The 17,260-nt window shown below is 56.0% G+C and carries 13 protein-coding genes; 5 read left to right on the top strand and 8 right to left on the bottom strand.

The genetic code is table 11. The annotated features are described in order from the left end of the window. Window positions 1-286 precede the first annotated feature (286 nt). Entirely contained in the window at window positions 287-1,426 is a 1,140-nt protein-coding gene (locus tag DFO46_RS23590) for an RHE_PE00001 family protein (RefSeq protein WP_120279340.1), read from the top strand. Between the two features lie 124 nt (window positions 1,427-1,550). On the opposite strand, the gene DFO46_RS23585 is transcribed toward DFO46_RS23590, so the two are convergent. The 7 genes from DFO46_RS23585 to DFO46_RS23550 all read right to left on the bottom strand — a co-directional run bounded on the left by DFO46_RS23585 (window position 1,551) and on the right by DFO46_RS23550 (window position 8,516). Beyond that, window positions 1,551-2,288 carry a DCL family protein gene (locus DFO46_RS23585; protein WP_120279339.1) on the bottom strand — a complete coding sequence of 246 codons (738 nt, stop codon included), beginning with the start codon at window positions 2,286-2,288 and terminating at the stop codon, window positions 1,551-1,553. Next, window positions 2,288-4,894, bottom strand: coding sequence for a DEAD/DEAH box helicase (locus DFO46_RS23580; RefSeq protein WP_120279338.1), 2,607 nt, complete (start codon window positions 4,892-4,894; stop codon window positions 2,288-2,290). Before DFO46_RS23580 ends, DFO46_RS23585 begins: the two co-directional genes overlap by 1 nt. Next, a complete protein-coding gene (locus DFO46_RS23575) occupies window positions 4,891-5,835 on the bottom strand; it encodes a DUF1837 domain-containing protein (protein WP_120279337.1) in 945 nt (314 codons plus the stop codon). The genes DFO46_RS23580 and DFO46_RS23575 overlap by 4 nt, the downstream gene beginning before the upstream one ends. Window positions 5,836-6,136: 301 nt before the next feature. Beyond that, entirely contained in the window at window positions 6,137-6,652 is a 516-nt protein-coding gene (locus DFO46_RS23810; RefSeq protein ID WP_147412800.1) for a hypothetical protein, read from the bottom strand. A 148-nt stretch (window positions 6,653-6,800) separates the two neighbouring features. Further along, entirely contained in the window at window positions 6,801-7,280 is a 480-nt protein-coding gene (locus DFO46_RS23560) for a hypothetical protein (protein ID WP_120279334.1), read from the bottom strand. A gap of 5 nt (window positions 7,281-7,285) precedes the next feature. Further along, complete coding sequence (locus DFO46_RS23555) at window positions 7,286-8,191, bottom strand: ImmA/IrrE family metallo-endopeptidase (protein WP_120279333.1); 906 nt, start codon at window positions 8,189-8,191, stop codon at window positions 7,286-7,288. A gap of 1 nt (window position 8,192) precedes the next feature. Next, window positions 8,193-8,516 (bottom strand): helix-turn-helix transcriptional regulator, encoded by a 324-nt coding sequence (locus tag DFO46_RS23550; protein ID WP_120279332.1) that lies wholly within the window; start codon window positions 8,514-8,516, stop codon window positions 8,193-8,195. 176 nt (window positions 8,517-8,692) lie between these two features. On the opposite strand from DFO46_RS23550, the gene DFO46_RS23545 reads away from it, so the two are divergent. The 4 genes from DFO46_RS23545 (at window position 8,693) to DFO46_RS23525 (ending at window position 14,717) form a co-directional block, all read left to right on the top strand. Further along, the gene (locus DFO46_RS23545) at window positions 8,693-9,889 is read left to right on the top strand and encodes a nucleotidyltransferase (RefSeq protein WP_120279331.1); all 1,197 of its coding nucleotides are present in this window, start codon (window positions 8,693-8,695) and stop codon (window positions 9,887-9,889) included. A 495-nt stretch (window positions 9,890-10,384) separates the two neighbouring features. Beyond that, on the top strand, window positions 10,385-11,512 hold the full coding sequence (locus tag DFO46_RS23535) for an SAVED domain-containing protein (RefSeq protein WP_120279329.1): 1,128 nt from the start codon (window positions 10,385-10,387) through the stop codon (window positions 11,510-11,512). A 102-nt stretch (window positions 11,513-11,614) separates the two neighbouring features. Further along, on the top strand, window positions 11,615-12,775 hold the full coding sequence (locus DFO46_RS23530; RefSeq protein WP_120279328.1) for a DUF2235 domain-containing protein: 1,161 nt from the start codon (window positions 11,615-11,617) through the stop codon (window positions 12,773-12,775). 70 nt (window positions 12,776-12,845) lie between these two features. Beyond that, entirely contained in the window at window positions 12,846-14,717 is a 1,872-nt protein-coding gene (locus tag DFO46_RS23525) for a sugar phosphate isomerase/epimerase (protein ID WP_245422715.1), read from the top strand. Between the two features lie 67 nt (window positions 14,718-14,784). Here DFO46_RS23525 and DFO46_RS23520 read toward each other — a convergent pair whose 3' ends face one another. Next, a complete protein-coding gene (locus DFO46_RS23520) occupies window positions 14,785-17,247 on the bottom strand; it encodes an HD domain-containing protein (protein WP_183042024.1) in 2,463 nt (820 codons plus the stop codon). Between the last annotated feature and the right edge of the window lie 13 nt (window positions 17,248-17,260).

Genomic DNA, 17,260 nt, shown 5'->3' with positions numbered 1-17,260 from the left:
CTCTTCGAAGAGGTAAAGCGCCGGTTTGTCGATCTTGCGAGAAGCCAGCGTCACAAGGCGACCATCCGCAGCGACTGAGCTGCTCTTCATTCTGTTGTTTGTCATCAAGATCTACGCATCCCGCTGTGATCTTCGCCGTGATTTGCCATGACTTTAGGCCTTCAGAGCCGTCAGATCAATCACCTACGATAAGGGTTACTTATCGATGGTTATAACCTCAACTACCAATCATACCATGTGAGGAACCGCAATATTCAGATAGAGTTCGTATAAGAAATCATTTACCATAATTTCAATGACTTACGATCTCGCGAAAATCAGCATGACAGCATTGCTGGAGCCGGCATTCCGCGCCGGCATTGCACTCACGCGTCTGGACGAACGTATTGCCCGTTCGCCTGTCGGCCAGGGCTTTATTGAGCGCACCCACTTTGCCGACGCCTGCGCTTCACTGTGGATCGACGGCGAACTCGTCCACTTGGAAGACCTTGTCCTGCACGACGCCACGAAGGATATTCGCACACCCACCCACGAGCTGACAATCGCCCGCGACGTGCTGCGCACGCGTCGGCGCATCGCCGGCCAGTCCCCGGATTGGGCGCTCTCTGCCGACGGCATCCGCTCGCTGCGGAAAACCTCGGAGATCGGGTCGGGCGGCGGGGACGAGGCGACGACGGCAGAAGTAAATTGGCCGGCGGCCGCGATCGACGCGGAAGGGGAGGGGGACGATGTCGACGACATCGAAAATCTCCCCGGCCTCGACTATGCCGCCATCGATGCAGTGTTGGCCCGGTCGGAAGCGGCGATCGAGAGCGCAAGGCGGCCCGGCCGTGTCGGCGGCCAAGAAAAAGATCCAATGATTTATGATCTCGACTGGGACGAGGACGCGCGGCTCGACGAATGGCGCGGCGTGTTGCGCCAGGCCGAAAACCTGCCGGCGGTGCTGCAGGCGATTGTTGCCCTCGATGCCTGGAACGAGCTTTCCGTGCTACAGCACGCGCCCTTCCTCGGTCGGCTGTTGTCCGCTTCAATCTTGCGGGAAGCCAGCATCACCACCGGGGCTCATCTGGCCGCCATCAATCTCGGCCTGAAAGCCATTCCGGTCGATCGGCGCCGCCATCGCAACCGGGAAACCCGGCTGGTCGCCATCGCCCATGGGATCTTGGTCTCCGCCGAGATCGGCATGAAAGAGCATGACCGGCTGGCGCTGGCCCGCACCCTACTGGAGCGGAAGCTGGACGGCCGCCGGACGTCTTCAAAACTGCCTGAACTGATCGAGGTGGTGATGGCAAAACCGTTGGTGTCGGCGAAAATGGTGGCCAAGACGCTCGAGGTGACGCCGCAGGCGGCGCGGCGGATTGTTTTGGAACTCGGCCTGCGCGAGATGACCGGGAGGGGGAGGTTTCGGGCGTGGGCGGTGATGTAGGATTTGCTTCCATCTCAAAGGAGGGCCCTGTCATGTGGAGGCCAGATCCAACGCGGATATAGGTGCGGCCGCGTCAGTGCTCGCACAGCAACGATTTTGCGAGATGCAATCCACAAGTCACAGCTCACTTGAATCGTAACGGCCGCTTCACAGTGAGAGCTGATGTCGCGCTGACGGGTGGTCTCGACTTCGCAACGATGCGCAACACGGCTGCATCGTGGTGAAAGTTCCTGAATTCGACAGTATGCGCGTCGTCGGAGAAATGGGTGGACAACTGAGCATCCTTCGAAGCGGTCAGTGTGCCGGGCGGAAACTCTTGCTCCCATCCTTTCAATTTGCGGAAGCTGCTGACGATGGCTCCGAACGGAGGGTTGGCGTGATTGAGATTGGCATCGGCATAGACAACAAGCTTCCCCGTAATGTCGCATTCGATCTCGCCATCGGCGTTCGCGAAATGGTCGAATTGATTCTGCTTCATGCGAAGGAGATCACGCGAGACCGCGTTGTGACAGGCGTCATAAAATTCCTGAGACTGGGACTTCGGGCTGCCGTCTACTGCCTTGACATAGCTGAAATCGGTTGCGGTAGTGTCCGATCGCACGACCCAAAAGCCTGGACTGGACCAGCCGTCGCCTTTGTTAAGTCGGCGTTCAAACCTTTCGATCCCCGGTCCAATCTTTGGTGCGCCGTCGGCGACCAATACATCGAATCGCTCCAGCAGTGCAGAGAGATCGCTGTGGTCATCATAGTCGGTGACAATGTCCCCATCATCGTACCTCGCGAGCATGTCCTTGAAATGCTGCTTGGCCGCCAGTTTCGTTTTCCATATTCGACCGTTCGACAACTCGACAGGCTTGGCCATCACTTAGCCTCCAGGGAAACTTTCGCTAGTATTCTTTCGCGAACCTCACGGACAACAATCGCCGGCAGACCAATGCTTTCAAGCTGGTCTCGACGCTCAGTCACCCACCGAACGCAACCTTCCTGGTCCAGCCCATCGAGAGCGATAATCTCGTAAAGAGCGACGGCGCTGATACGGGACATGCCAAGCTCCATAAGTGAACGCATCGTGATTGATGTCACGCCGAATTCCAGCGCTACGCCGATGTCTAAGTCTTCATCTATGAGATCTTCTCGGCTAATCTCACGTAGATGCTGGTTCAAGACGTCCACGTAAGCGGAGAAATATCGGGGCGCTAGAAAACGGGCGGTGCTTTCGATCAGCTCGAGCGTGTCGCGAATAACCTTTGCAATGTCAAACGTTCCACCCCGGCGTTGCAGATATTCAATGCGCTTTCGGATGATGGTTGGCAACGAGAATCCCTTCATCCACTCAAGGACGATCAATGCGTGAAGCGGTATGAGCGTGGTTGGAAGGAAAACGGGAAGAACTTGCTCGTTCACTCGCTCCATAATCTTCGAGAAGCGGGCATAGGCATCATCGCTCTCTGACGGCGCCAGCAACAAATCCTCCGGAGGACCTGGATAGGCCCGGAAAAAATCTAGAAGACGGTCGAGACCAAACAGGCTAACGCCCGGATTGCGGGAGCCGATCTGGGCGTCGACGCCCATACCGGCTGTCGCGTCGATCAGCGCCTTTTCCAACTTGCGCAGGTCCTCTCCATTCTTGCGCCTCGCCCAGGGCGCTGTGGCGAACGACCCTTCGCGCATGAAGGTGGTGGTCAGATAGGCGCTGACCTGTTCGAACGCCCTGACCTGGTTGGGATCCGGCGCGCTTGTGGTTGGCCTGCTCGAAATATAGGTCATCAGTTCGTCGAGTTTCGACAGTGCTATGTCTGTCTCGCGACGTATTGGATAGCGCGTTCTTTGAGGTACGCCCTTTGGCCAGATCGCATCGTCGGCTGCATCGATACAAATGATGTTACCCTGAAATTCATCGCCCCAGCGCCCCGCCCGTCCCGCCAGATTCCAGAAGTCCTGAGGCTCCATGGGGGTTGACTTGCCCTTTTTCGGTCCGCGCACGACAATTGTTCTACACGACAGATTGACCCCCTCTATCAAAGTGGAGGTGCACACGAGAAACTTCAGCTTTCCCTTTCGAAACAGTCGTTCGATTTCCAGCCGGATCAGCGAGGGCATGTTGCCGTAGTGGAACGCTACACCGCGCTCGACTAGCGGCGCCAGCATGTAATTCTTGTGCACGCATTTGCGGGCCAGTTCGGCCAGATCAACAAGCTCCTGATCGACGGGATCCGTCGTATCGGTGAGCTGACTGATGAGCAAGGCGACCTCTTCCGCCTCTGCGGCGCCGTTGGCGTATACGAGGGTGCCCCCACGCTCGCCCACAGCAGCTGAGATGAAGGCGAGCCGCTTTTTCATCGTGTTCGGCTTGTTTGCCAAAGTCAGCGTACCAATAGGCAGGTATTCCTCTCCATAGCGAAACTGCAGCGCCCACTTGGTTGGCTTCGCCGGAACCTGATGCGCAACGATGATGTTCTGAAGAACTGTAGCGACATCGCTGTCGATGGCCCGCTTTGGTGTCGTTTGCGGCGCATCGTCCAGAAGAATTTCGGGGTTTTGCGTAGCCGGGCTTACGAAAGCGACGCGCAAGTTCGGACTCGAGCGCAGGAGACGCTCGATGGCGTCCTGCAGAATGACACCGCGTTGCGAATCGCCAATCTTGTGGGCTTCATCGACAACAACAAGGTCGATGTCGAGCTGCTCCTTCATGAGGTTGGCAAGAAGATGAAGCCTCTCCTGCGTGAACACGAACACGCACTTCATAGAGTCCTTTATCGCGGCGCCGTATTTCTGCGTCGAAGGCAACGAGGTGACTTCCGCGTCAAGGCCAGACTGAGAGATGATTTCGATAAGCGAAGCTTCTATCTCTGAGACCAGTGCACGGGTGGGCGCGAGATAGACGGCCCGCTTGACCTTACCGGCGCCTAGTGAGTCAACAAGCCATTTGAGGACCAGAAAGGTCTTTCCGGACGCCGTCGGCGCAGACGCGGACAACCAAGTGCGATCCTCGGCTGCCGCGGTCCAGAAATTCAACTGAAATTCGTTTACAGACAGGCGATCACCACTCGCCTCGAGCAGAACCGAACTCTCTAGCTGTCGCCGCTGATCCTCCATGCGCAGTGCCACCCCCAACCTTGAGGCAAGATTTGGCCGCACCCGGCCGCGTTGCTCCGCGAGGGCCGCCGAGCGGTGGTTCGACAGTTTGTCGAACAGCACCGCGGCGGCATCCCTGATCGGTTCAGACGTGGGCAGCAGCGTCGCGCCCGTTGCGATCCGTAAACTAGCCTCTTTGTGGGCTCGCTTGTTTGACCTGGCAAGAATGCTGGCCGCGAACAGCAGACGCGGCCAATCGAACACGACGTTCTCGAGCGATGGGTCTCTGGTGACGTTGTCGAGTTCGAGCAGAGCGGTGACAAGCCCCAGTTGTTGAAGCTCACGGTGCAGGGACGTCTCGAAGAGCCAATTCTGTAGTTCGCTCTCGGTCATGACTGCCCCATAGCCTCGAGGAACGCCTCGCGGAATTTTTCAACCGAGGGCAATGGAACGCAAAGGAAGTGTATGTCGAAATGTTCCAGCTTTTCCGCGGCAAGGCGGCGACCAACAGCCGTCGTCCAATTTTCCAAGCCGATTTTGGCCGCCGCCGCGATGTCCTCCAGCACCCCCCTGGTATCGCTCGACGGGTAAAAATCCGCATCGAAGCCAATAAGGGCGATGCCGCAGTATTCTGTTCTGTTTGAAAGGGGCGACGCCGTGTCAAAATAGCGCTTGAACGCTTCGGATAGGCGCGGGTCACCTAGATCTGCTTTATCGCTGAGAAGCAGTAAATCTCGCTCACGTGATGAGCCCTCGTGATCCTCTTCGAGAAGGAACGGGGCCAGCGATTTCAGGCAGTCCCGGACGGCATCAGTCGGATCACCGTAAACCTTGGATTCACCCCAATATAGTTTCAACTTGCCATCATCGGTCACAGCTGCATAGACGCCGTCGGCGCCATGGTAGTGCATACGGCTGTCTGTCTTCAGATCCATTTTGCACAGCACATGCGGAAGCCCGAGGAAACGCTCCGCCAGCAAAAAGAGGAGCATTTCGCCGCCCTCACCTGTGGTGGCCAAGTCGGTGAAAACTCCTCGCGCCTCCTGATGAAGCTTTGAAACCGCCGAGGTGGAGCGGAACCGTGCATCGCGCTCTCTTGCCTCCTCGATGCGCTTGCGAGGGATCGCATAGTCGGCGGCCGCATTACGCATAAATTCTGCGAGGCGCTTAACTTTGACTTTTCCGTTTGCGTCTGTCGTTAGACAGTGGCAATGCAACGTGACTTTGTGCCCCTCGATTTCAATATCTCGTCCGACGAGATGCAAATGAACGCCCAGTTCTTCGGGGTCACCCGACAATATCGCGTCTAACACCTCACCTGTAATCTCCGCCATTCAATAGAGTCCCCAGAATCGCCCAAACTTATATTGAAATCGCGGGAGCCGGTTCGCAAGCCTGAGGCGAGTAAATGGCAAGAGTTCGCCCACCAATCCTGTGAAATATAACCTTTGTGTTTGTTCAGATGGGGCGGGGCTCGCATGCAAATCTAGCGCCACTCGGACCAGCCGCAGTGCATAGGGCGCTAACTTCGGCAGAGGATGATTGGTATGCATATCTTAGAAAACGACAGCCTGGACGGGGCAAATGGATTCGGGAGGTTGCTAGGGTGACAATGCCGTCTACGGTATGGAGCAGCTAGGCAGGCCCGGCAAGCAAATCTCTCTTGGAGACATTGTCCATTTCGAACTTGCGGCGTGCAGCATCCTCGAGAGTATCGGTAGGTGCTCGCATATACGGACGCAGTTCCTCGACCATATGCTTGAATTTTTCGTTCTTCGATCGAATTTCGGTATCTTCCTTTTCGCGTGCCGACAACCAATTATCCGCTTCCTGAAAGGTGGCTTTCGTGGTGTCTCGCTTTTTGCCTCGTCCGGTGGTGATCATTGCGGGTATGCCTGTGTAATGACCAAACAAACTCGTTTGGCCTACCAGCGCCAGGCTAAGGCGCTTCCGCCCACTGACGTCGTGGATCAGCTTTCGAAGCGTGAGGTCTATCAACTGATCCGCAGCCTCGGAGATCTTGTCGCTCAGGTTCGAACGAACACGCGCGATCGCGTCGTCGATTGGAACCTCGCCATCGTTTCGTTCGCGGCGAAGATCTAGAACTATTGCGTCGATGTCATCACGTAGATCGGTCAGTTTCACCGTCATTTCGGTACTGCTCCTCGAACAAGCCAAGCTGCAATGCAAAAGCGAATCTCTACTTGTGGTAATATTCACAAGCAATTCATCCGAAAGCGCAAGATATTTCTGCGATGGTAGCCCTTGCTGCTACGTCGCAGCAACTTCGTCGGGTGAGTCAGCGAGACTGATGTGCTCCGCGGCGCTGCACAATCGTTTGGTTCAAAATTCGACGGTTGATTTTCTGCTTCCAGTTTAGCTGGGCCTGTGAAAGCTTCCGTTTGAGTTTTGTCTGCTTAAGAAACCGATACTCCTTTTCATCGTAAAGATATCCCATTCGATAGGCGTGCTCGATCAAGTCATCGTTCGCATTGGCAGAAGGGTCAGCCTGTATGCGCTTCAGGCCTTCAAAGAGGTTTCCGGTGTCGATGCCGACAAAGCGATTGATGCAGACGTTGCCAACGTACGTCGTCGCTCCGTTGAGGCGATTTCGGATGTAGCAATGCTCAAGAATGTCCTGACCGCAAGGGCATTGATCGTATTCCTCGCTGATCTCAACCCCAACCAACTGCCATTCGAAGCGAGCCGTCTCGAACACCTTTGAGACTGACAAGGGGAGGATATGCGCTTTCAGCCGTTCAAAGTTGTGGCTTTCCATTGAGATTAGCCTCTTTGATATTTTTCCTGCTGAGCACGCCAGCGGTCGCGAACCGTCATGTCCTCTTCTTCTTCCTGGTCCTCATCTGCTTCCTCGTGCCAGAGCATGATCAGCGCATAGCCGTTCTTCTGAAGGCAGACCTGTTCGCTGAGCGTCGGAGCGCGTTGTCCGCGCGGCACATCGATCCAGACATCTGGCAGTCTTTCGTCGATCTCGCTGGGAATGCCGATCCGAAGGGCTCTTCGGTAGAAGAACGAACCTTGTGGAACCGACTTGTTGCGGCTTGCCGTGATGAACGGAAAGCGCTTCCGATTATGATATATCCGGCCGACTTTCCCATCCTTCACAATGATGAAGGCCAAGGATTCAGGGTGATAGTCGGCATATGCCCGGGCCATGGCTTCTTTGCTGACCTGAAACTCCTCAGCAAGCTCGAAAACGTGCTCAAGGCTCGGCGACGATTGCTTCTTGAAATACTCGCGAAGTTTCGGCGGCGGCATCAAGATTAGGGAAGAGAAGCGGTTTGCCTCAACCTCCATCTTTGCGCGCCGGTCACTTTCCTTGGCGGATAGTGTTTGCAGATCCTGCCTTGAGCAAAGGAAACGTCCCTCCTTGTCTGGCACATGATTGGCAATCAAGAAGTGCCCAAGCTCATGGCCGATCGTAAAGCGGCGCCGCGGCTGGTTCACGCCGCGCTTCACCAGGATAATCCCGCGGCTCCGACTGCTGTCGGTGATGAGCCCGCCTTCGAAGCCCTCGGTCTCCAGTTCAGCTATCTCCTCGATCTCAAGCTGCAGTGCTAGCTCCTCGATCGGGACAGGCACTCGAAGCTCAGGCTCATGCTTCAGGATGAGACTGACGAGCCCCTCGGGCGATCCGGTGTCAGCTAAATCCATCCGCATGACGCCCATGTCATTTTTCCTTTGGAACCTTAAGCCGATCCATCAACATCTGGATGGTTTCCCGATCTTGTGGGGCCAGCGTCTTTAGGTCTCGGTACATGGCAACAAGCGCCGGGTCCTCATTCTCGCCTTCCGGGTTTTCCCCGACGAGATCGGCAATCGAAACTCGAAAATGCGTGGCGAGCTTGGTGAGAAGGTCGATAGACGGATTGGTGCTGCGGCCGGTTTCTAGATCATAGACGTGGGTTTTCGATGCTCCAATAGCGTCTGCCACATCCTGCAACGACTGCCGGTTTTTCCCTCTTAGTTCTTTGAGCTTGGTAGCCAAAGACATTCTCAAATGCTCCCATGAATCGCTTAGGGCGCGAGCGCTCTCGCGCCGCGCCGTTCGATGTATCTGTACGAAAACATAACACAGGGATTGACGGAAGCAAGCGTTAGATTTATCTGTACGAAATGATAGGCGCGAATCTTACGTCATCGAACCCTTCTCAGGGAATGGAGGCATGAATGCTTCATGATCAGCGACTTTTTCTGCGAGCCGGAATGCTCATTGGTGCGCTCGAGCGGATGTGCGCCACACTCGAAATCTCGCAGTCCCAAACCACTCTCGCTCAGGAGCGCTACGAAGGCGTTGGGGGTTGGCTCGCGGAGGCTGATGACCCGCTGCTGAAGGCGATCGGAATATCGCTCCAGGGTTCGACCGCCATCGGAACGACCGTGAAGCCGATCGCCAGTAATGAACATGATGTGGATCTGGTGGCGCATGTTCCAGGTCTTGGAATCTGGGTTGAGCCGGCTGTCCTGAAGAAAGCGATCGGTGATCGCTTGAGGGAGAACGGCCACTACAAGCCATTGCTCATCGAGATGGGCCGCTGCTGGCGGTTGGTATATGCCAACGAATTCCACCTGGATATTACGCCATCGATTCCCAACCGTGATTGCAACATGGGCGGCGAGTTCGTTCCGGACCGTGCCCTGAAGGTCTGGAAGCCCTCAAACCCGAAAGGCTACAAGGCACTTTTTCTGGAAAGAGTAAAACTGGTGCCCCGGTTTCGGGTGATGAAAGGCCTTCAGGCCGAAGATCGGGCACATGCCAGTGTGGAGCCTTATCCCGAGCAGGGCCAGTTCAAGGGCATTTTGCAGCGGATCGTCCAGATTCTTAAGAGGCATCGAGATGTCTTCATTTTGGCAAACGACCTCGACATGTCCCTCTCGCCCATATCTGTTCTTGTCACCACTCTGGCCTCCCAGAGCTATGAGTATTGCGTCCGAACCAACGTCTACGACAGTGAACTGGATTTGCTGGTCGATGTGATCAGGCGCATGCCAGATTTCATCGAGATTCGCATTGTTAACGGCCGGACGCACTGGTTCGTATGGAACGAGACCACCAAAGGCGAGAACTTTGCCGAGAAATGGAACGGCCATCCGAAACGTGCCGAGGTGTTCTATACGTGGCACGCCCGTGTGCTCGATGACATCAGCCGACTGAGGGATGCTGAGGGGCTGGACGGCCTGAAGCAGCGTCTTTCGGATTCCTTTGGGCCGGCTCCAGCGAAAGCAGTGATGGACTCCATAACCGACGAAATCTCGCTGTCGCGTCGGAACGGCGCGCTCACCGTCGCACCGCATGTCGGGCTCGTGACCGGCCTTGCTTCTGCACCCGCCACGCCGGTGCGGGCGAACACGTTCTTTGGCAGGTAGCTCATGCGCTTTTCCGAGCCGAAGCCGCTAACCGCCGCGCAGCAGTTCCTTCTTCTCAGGAGGAACCTGCTGTCAGCTGGCGACGGCACCCTTGGCTCAGGCTGCCTTGAATGGCGCTTCCGCGCGACGCCGACTCCATTGTCCCGTATATACGGGGCACGCCTGGAATTTGCGTCTAACCGATCGCCCCGGGTTTACATTGAAACTCCGGACTTGGTGCTGCTGGCAGGTGGAAAGAAACTTCCTCACGTCTACGAGCAGAGCCCCACGCGCCTATGTCTTTATCTGCCCCGAACATATGAATGGCAGCCCTGGATGAGGTTGGATCAGACCATCGTCCCCTGGACGTCGCTGTGGCTGTTTTACTTCGAGGACTGGCTAAGTGAGGGCCAGTGGCGAGGTGGAGGAGAGCATCCCGAGCCACAAGACGTCGAGCGCCGCATTAGCCGGAGCCGTTTGCAGCGCCGGCATCCCCTTCGCGAAAGGATTGAGTAAATGGCGAAGACGAAAGTCGATCAGAAGACGCAACGGGCGCTTTGGGCGCGTGCCGCCGGCCGCTGCCAATATCGTGGCTGCAACTGCGAACTTGTTGGGGAGCTGCTGTCTGGCCAGGAGGATAAGATGTTCGGCTTCGTCGCACACATTGTTGCCGACTCACCGAACGGCGCGCGAGGACATTCGACCCGGTCCGCTCTTCTCGCGAAAAACATTTCAAATCTCATGTTGCTTTGCGCGAAACACCATCGTCTCGTCGATGACGAAGCACCCGATGATCATCCGGAGGAACTTCTCCTGCGGATGAAGGACGACCATGAGCGGCGGGTGCGTATCGCAGCTGGTATTCAGCCGGACCGGACATCTCACGTGATCCGTTTCGGTGCGAATATCGGCAAGAACGAGGCGCTCGTTGCAAGGGAGGACATTTTCGCTTCCATGCAGCCTGATCGCTCGCCGGCGTCCTTCGACACTATCGATCTGGAGATGCTTGGTCTTTCGCTCGATGATGCTGACGAACAGTATTGGCAGGTTCAGCAGAGTAACCTCCAGCGGCAGTTTGCCGAAAAAATCCGGGGCCGTATCGAACGTCAGCAGATCACGCATGCAAGCGTCTTCGCGCTTGCGCCTCAGCCGCTCCTGATCGAATTGGGAAGGCAGCTTTGCGACATTCTACCCGCCGAGGTTCATCAACGACACAGAGAGCCGGCGACATGGAAGTGGCAGAATGACAGCGCGCCGATCGAGTTTCAGGTCGAGGCGCCTGCCGAGGTTCATTCGACAGTGGCCCTGGTTTTGGGTTTGAGCGCGACGATATCGAAGGAGCGTATCCATGTCATTTTGGGCCACGACATTTCTATTTGGTCGATCGATGCGATCTCGCCGCATAACGACATCATGCGAAACGCCGGGGATCTCTCGCGCTTCCGCAAGGAGCTAAGACAGCTTTTAAACAGGATCAAAGCGGTGCACGGAGAAGGGGTAACGATAAACGTTTTTCCCGCCTTGCCGGTCTCTGCGGCGGTAGAAGTGGGGCGTGTGTGGATGCCGAAGGCTGACTTGCCCTTGAATGTATTTGACCAAAATCGCGGGATCGGCGGCTTTGCATCGGCTCTTAGGATTCAGTGACAGGCCTGAGGTAATCAAAACAAGCTTCACAAAGAATGAGCGAGCTAGTTGAAGAGGTTGCTATCTGTGGTAGGTTTCTGACGGAGCGAGGGAAGATTTGCGATGGCCAAGAACATCGTCGTCTGCTGTGACGGAACTGGCAACGAAATCGGCGTGAACATGTCCAATGTTCTCAAGCTGTATAGGATGCTTGACAAGGACGACGGACAAATTGTGTACTACGATCCCGGCGTTGGAACGTTGGGTCAACGAAAGACCTGGGGCAGAATTAGCCAGAACGTAAAAGGGGTTCTGGGGCTTGCAACAGGCTATGGCCTGGACGACGATGTGCTGGGTGCTTATCGCTTCTTGGCTGAACATTACAGTGAAGGCGACCAGGTATTTCTTTTTGGCTTCAGCCGGGGCGCTTACAGCGCCCGTGTCCTTGCTGGCTTCATTCACCTCCTCGGTTTATTGCGCCCAGACCAGCTGAACTACCTCGGCTATGCGTTCACCGCTTACAAGCGCGCGGCCACGGATGGGGAAGATCTTTCGGTAGCTTGGCACTTCCGGAGAATTGTCGGCGGCCGGACGGTACCGATCAAGTTCCTTGGCGTCTGGGATACCGTTGCATCCGTTATCGTACCGCGACCTGATCGCTTCTACATCCCGAGTTTGGAGACGCTGCCCTACACGCTGCAGAACCCCAGCGTCGAAATCTTCCGCCAAGCAATTGCCATCGACGAATTTCGCCGGATGTTTCGATTGCGCAGATGGAAAGAGGACCAGGAATTCAAGCCCAACCGCTTTTCGACATCTGAGCCTCGAAAACAAGACAGTCGTGAGGTTTGGTTCTCGGGCTGCCACTCTGACATCGGCGGCGGTTATCCGGAGAAGGAAAGCGGTCTGTCAAAATACCCCCTCCGTTGGATGATCCAACAAGCCAAGCCGCACGGTTTGAACGTGAACATGGCGATGTTCAATCATCTCGCGGAAGGGAAGGCTAGGGAGGGTAGCGAGCACAGATACGCCGAGCCCAGCGCAAGCGCGGAGTTGCACATATCAGCAACCGGCGCTTGGCGCCTTCTCGAGTGGCTACCGAAAAATGTAAAATGGCGCGAGTGGCCGAAGCGGAAGGGCTTGTTTGGTTACTACCTGCCCCACTACGAGCCGCGATCTATTCCTGAGGGAGCGACGATCCATGAGTCAGTGCTCCAGCGGAAGGAGGCCGTGCCAGCCTATCGCCCGCAGAATTTGCCTTCGGCTTATGAAGTGGAGACGTGAGGATGTGGGGCGAACTGATGTTATTTAATCGCGTGTCGTTGCTGGTGCGCTGACGGCTTGGGGGATGTCGATGGCGCTGTCCAGCGATCAATGTACACCTTACTTATCGGTTTCGCTCTACAGAGCCACCGGAGACGCCGTCGCATCCAGCGAACTGCTTACCGCAATTCGCGATCTCGCAAGAGACAATGCTGACAAGAAAGGCACGGAAAGACCAAGGTTCCCCGCAGTCCAAGACCCGTCCATTGAAAGTGACGGGACGACGGTTGCCTGGGCACACTACGTCGAAAAGCGATCGCCGAGTTGGTATGTTGGTGAAGGCATTGCAGACACGCTGAACCAACTGATCATTGTGGCCAGTCGGGGAGATTTATACGCCCTGCTGTTCTCGGATAACGGTCTTCGAGGCACCGTTGCAAAGAAAATCCTGCGCGCGTCCAATGGACCTTTTTCGAGAATTAGGCGGCTTAGTTCGAGCGAAATCAACAAGGCATTTGTTGAGAGCCAGGTCCGCACGCTTTGGCTCAGCGGCACACATCGTCGAACAGCGATCAAGCCTGACTCGAAAATTCTCTCAGGACTTGAGTTGGAGACCTCCCTCGATCCCCTTGGGGACCAGACATACTACTTCAGCTCGGTCCGCAGCACGATTTCCTTGTCCGAACATCACACAAGTGCCGTGGTCGGTGCGAGTCCAACCGGGAGCAGAATCTGGATTGGACCCACACGGTCTTGGGAAGAATTCATCGTAAACGTCGGTCTGGTCCTTGATCGAGCTGCAGACTACATGAGCGACGCGGCGCGACCCGACAGGCCGCTTCCGATCCTCGCTTCCGCTATAACCGCACTGGACGGAATCGAGCAGCCTTACGATTTAGCGTTCATTGTGCCCGAACAAGTGGCTGATGGAGCCGGGCCTGCTGGCGAAGACGAACTTCGTTGGCTTCAGCAGTTCGGCGATGCTGCCAGATTTGAAGTCACGGCGGCGGCCGGAAGCGCGAACTTTGAAGCGGACGTCTACTGGGCCGATGTGAGGCTCGGGCGGTTGGCGTACGAATTCGAGCAAACGCTGGGTAGCGATGTTCGTCTCAAGATTCGCAAGATGGATGGTTTCGACAATGAAGCCCGAGATGCCGATATCCTCAAAATATGTCGGCAGCCAGAGAACATCACGGTTTATTTCGACACTGGCCACACTTTCTCGCGTGGTCATTTCTATGAAACAAGGTTCCGCGACGCTAGGTTCTCGGACTGGCGATGGGTCGCGATGGCCCATGATGAAACTGCGTTCTGGCAGGAGAAGCCTCTGGACGGGCAACGTTTTGCGGTGGAAAATACCGGCAATGCTCAGGACAATTCTCTTTTCGGCATGGTCGCCAGACATTGGCCGAACCTGGAAGACCGCGGCCAGCAAACTGGGTGGCTCGTTTGCGACGATGGCGCGATGGAATCCGCAGATTTCATACACATCAACGACATAAGCGACCCGCCTGAGCTCACCCTGATCCACGTGAAGGGCAGCAGTTCCAACAATATCAATAGGGGGCTTTCCGTTTCTGACTATGAGGTCGTCGTTGGGCAGGCCATCAAGAATCTGCGCCACGTCGATCGTGGTTTACTAAGAGACAAGCTGGCAGCAAACGCCGAAGGCGTACTCCAGAGCGCAGTTTGGTATAATGGAGAACGCCAGCAAAATAGGGAAGCATTGCTCGCAATGCTCGATGGCTTAGGCTCCAACCTGAAGACAAAAGTTGTTGTATTTCAGCCGCGTGTCCGTCTTTCCGTCTTCAATAGCATTCGGGATAAGATGGATAGTGGTGACCCACCAGATTCTGAAGTTCGGCGCATGCAGCAGCTGGACGCCCTTTTTCTTGGAGCTCGATCTGACTGCTTTTCATTGGGAGCTGCTTTCATCGTAATTGCAGATGCGGATGATGAATAGAGCTCGCGCAACACTACCGTGGAGCGCTAACTGCTTGGCGGGGCGGAGCACGAGCTAGTCCTTTTTATCAGACCTTTCGCGCCTTCTTCTGCGCTTTCTCGCGTGATGGTAACGGAGACCCGTGGGGAAGGACAATGCGCAGCGCAACGCGGTTCTCGCCGTTAACGATAGGCCCGACGCTGATAGCCTTGGTCTTTTCCAGCATCTCTCCTGCGCGGTAGCGAACCGCCACGATTACGATCGTGAGCTGCGACGAGAGCGCCATCGCATAGCGCCTGGCCTGCATTCCCGCAGCCTTTGCTGTGGCATTCGTTTCCACGTTGCTTTCGAACTTGTTTTCGACAATCACGCGACCCTCGGCCAAGAGGTCGAGCTCACCGCCGCTCATCTCAGCGCCTTCCTTGACATTGATTCGGTTCATTTCAAGAAAGCTGCGGATGTGCTTCTGCAGGGCAGCCTCGTTTTCGAGTGCTTCGGTGACAAGTCCCGTTCCGTACCAGTGGTCAACAATGTTGAACATAGCGCCCATGACCTTGTAGAAGGCCTCGGCATCCTCGTGGGTCAAGCCCGCTTGTAGTACGCGGTTGATATCCTCGGTGAGTTTGACGTCGAGATCAGGATCCTGGCCAAGCCAGTCTTTGGGGATACCGAGCTTCTCTGACCTGATCGTAAGAAGCTGGTGGCGTTTCCGTGTGAGGAGTTCTATCGCTGTATGATCGAGCAACTCGCGCTGCCGAAGGATTTCGAGCCAGGCGGTATGGTCCTGGGTCATTTTGATATAGCCGTCGGCGTCAGGGCCCATCACAACGCCGTAGCGGCGCAGGAAGATCAGTTTCGCCGCAAGCGACACAAGCGGCACAAGACTGCGCGGGCAGAAGACGTAACCGGTTCGCTTCTGTAAATCGTAGGCGTCGGTCCATTTAACTGGATTGAACGAAAATTCCGGAACGCGGATGGTTCCAGTCGGGAACCGGGCAAGAATACGGATTGCGTCTGCCTTTTTCGCAGGAATATCGACGATTAGCTCTTCTGCCCCGATGGTTTGAAGTTCGGCTTGCATCGACGCGACCTTCGACTGCTCCGGCGTCCCTACGTCGGTGGCGAGGGACGTACCAATCTCAAGCGACAGCGCGTGAATCTCGCTTGCGACCTCAATACGGGTGGCCAGCGCGCTCAGATCGCGCGCAACGACCGCCCATTTCTCTCGGCGGATGTCTTCCTTTTGCTCGTCCGAAAGGCCCGGAGGGCAATCGATAAATCGTCCCCGAAATGCGAAAGCTCGGTGAAGAAGGTCCCGGTTCAACAGTCCGGATGCAAGTCGTCGGGACCGACCCGGCTTCAGTTCGATCTGGGAACTCGTCAAGTTGCCGGCGAACACCTGCAGTATGCTCTCGTCGCCGAACGGAACGAACATTTCCTTGAGAGAAAAGGGCTTTCCTCTTTCTTCTTCTGCGGCAAGCACCAATCGCTGCGCCATCGCCTCGGCCGCTCGTACCTTGTGGTGGTGGTAGAGTCGGTCGTAGAGGAACGTTCTGCCGATAAGCATCTGTTCGAACGACCCGAAACCGGATGCAGCTATTCCAATCTGCAAGATGCTCCGCGTCGCTTGTGCGTTCGCCCTTTCTATCAGATCACTGAGGCTTGGGTCGAGGTTCTGCTCCGTCATTTTGAGGATTTCGATTTTCGACAGCAGCCGATCCGTGTCAAACCCGATCTCGAGTCCGGAATGATGGGCGTCCCGAGACAGGTAGTCGAGCTTGTCCGCGTCGATCTGGCTGCTGAGAACCTGGGAAAGATGACTCGCTCCAGGTCCGGAAACCGCACCGAGGATGGCGGCTGCAAGATGTTCCTGGAACTGTTCTGCATCAAGGCTGCCACGCGGCATAAGAAGTCGATCGTGGGCGAGGATCGTGCGCATCGGCTGCGATAGGACAAATAGGACCGCGAGGACTTCAGAGATCGACGGCATATCGTTCTGCGGATAAATCCTGCGTAAAAGAAGCTGCGCATCTCTCAGCTCCTTTTTCCAGGGGGCAAGTGGATTCGCCCCGCCGGTTTGGTTTTCCAAAACTGGCTCTATGGCGTGGCTGAATGGCCCGTGACCTGTGTCATGGAGGAGGGCAGCCAACCTGTAGATATATTTCTGGTTCTGCGTGATTTCCGGAAGCAGGTCGTCCACATGGGAGATATTCCATTTCGAAATACGCCGTCCCAGCGCATCGAGCATCGTCTCGACGGCGCCGACAACGCCAACGACATGCTCGAGCCTATCATGATTTGCACTTGGGAAGACAAGCTGCGCAAGTCCTAGCTGTTTGACGCCACGCAATCGCTGCAGAAAGGGCGTATCAAGAAACGCAACTTCCCAGGAAAAGAGGTCCACCGTTCCCCAGATCGGATCGTTGACCTGCTTGGGGCGCGTTTCAACACCTTGGTCCAACCGGACTTTCAAGGGTTGAAGCCATTGCGTCATGAGATCATGGACGCTCTGGGTTAAGCTTGGCAGGCGGTCCTTGAGTTGGATTGCCAAGCTTCGTTCCATA

Origin of the sequence: Rhizobium sp. AG855, assembly GCF_003610655.1 — a bacterium.
In the GTDB taxonomy this organism is placed as follows: domain Bacteria; phylum Pseudomonadota; class Alphaproteobacteria; order Rhizobiales; family Rhizobiaceae; genus Allorhizobium; species Allorhizobium wuzhouense.
Note: the sequence above shows the minus strand (reverse complement) of the source record. Positions and strands in the feature narration are given on the sequence as shown.

What these genes read in the sequence shown, in the direction of transcription:
- DFO46_RS23545 (WP_120279331.1), top strand. Translation starts at nt 8,693, where the DNA reads ATGCTTCATGATCAGCGACTTTTTCTGCGAGCCGGAATGCTCATTGGT.
- DFO46_RS23580 (WP_120279338.1), bottom strand. Translation starts at nt 4,894, where the DNA reads ATGACCGAGAGCGAACTACAGAATTGGCTCTTCGAGACGTCCCTGCAC.
- DFO46_RS23810 (WP_147412800.1), bottom strand. Translation starts at nt 6,652, where the DNA reads ATGACGGTGAAACTGACCGATCTACGTGATGACATCGACGCAATAGTT.
- DFO46_RS23555 (WP_120279333.1), bottom strand. Translation starts at nt 8,191, where the DNA reads ATGGGCGTCATGCGGATGGATTTAGCTGACACCGGATCGCCCGAGGGG.
- DFO46_RS23525 (WP_245422715.1), top strand. Translation starts at nt 12,846, where the DNA reads ATGGCGCTGTCCAGCGATCAATGTACACCTTACTTATCGGTTTCGCTC.
- DFO46_RS23550 (WP_120279332.1), bottom strand. Translation starts at nt 8,516, where the DNA reads ATGTCTTTGGCTACCAAGCTCAAAGAACTAAGAGGGAAAAACCGGCAG.
- DFO46_RS23575 (WP_120279337.1), bottom strand. Translation starts at nt 5,835, where the DNA reads ATGGCGGAGATTACAGGTGAGGTGTTAGACGCGATATTGTCGGGTGAC.
- DFO46_RS23535 (WP_120279329.1), top strand. Translation starts at nt 10,385, where the DNA reads ATGGCGAAGACGAAAGTCGATCAGAAGACGCAACGGGCGCTTTGGGCG.
- DFO46_RS23530 (WP_120279328.1), top strand. Translation starts at nt 11,615, where the DNA reads ATGGCCAAGAACATCGTCGTCTGCTGTGACGGAACTGGCAACGAAATC.
- DFO46_RS23560 (WP_120279334.1), bottom strand. Translation starts at nt 7,280, where the DNA reads ATGGAAAGCCACAACTTTGAACGGCTGAAAGCGCATATCCTCCCCTTG.
- DFO46_RS23585 (WP_120279339.1), bottom strand. Translation starts at nt 2,288, where the DNA reads ATGGCCAAGCCTGTCGAGTTGTCGAACGGTCGAATATGGAAAACGAAA.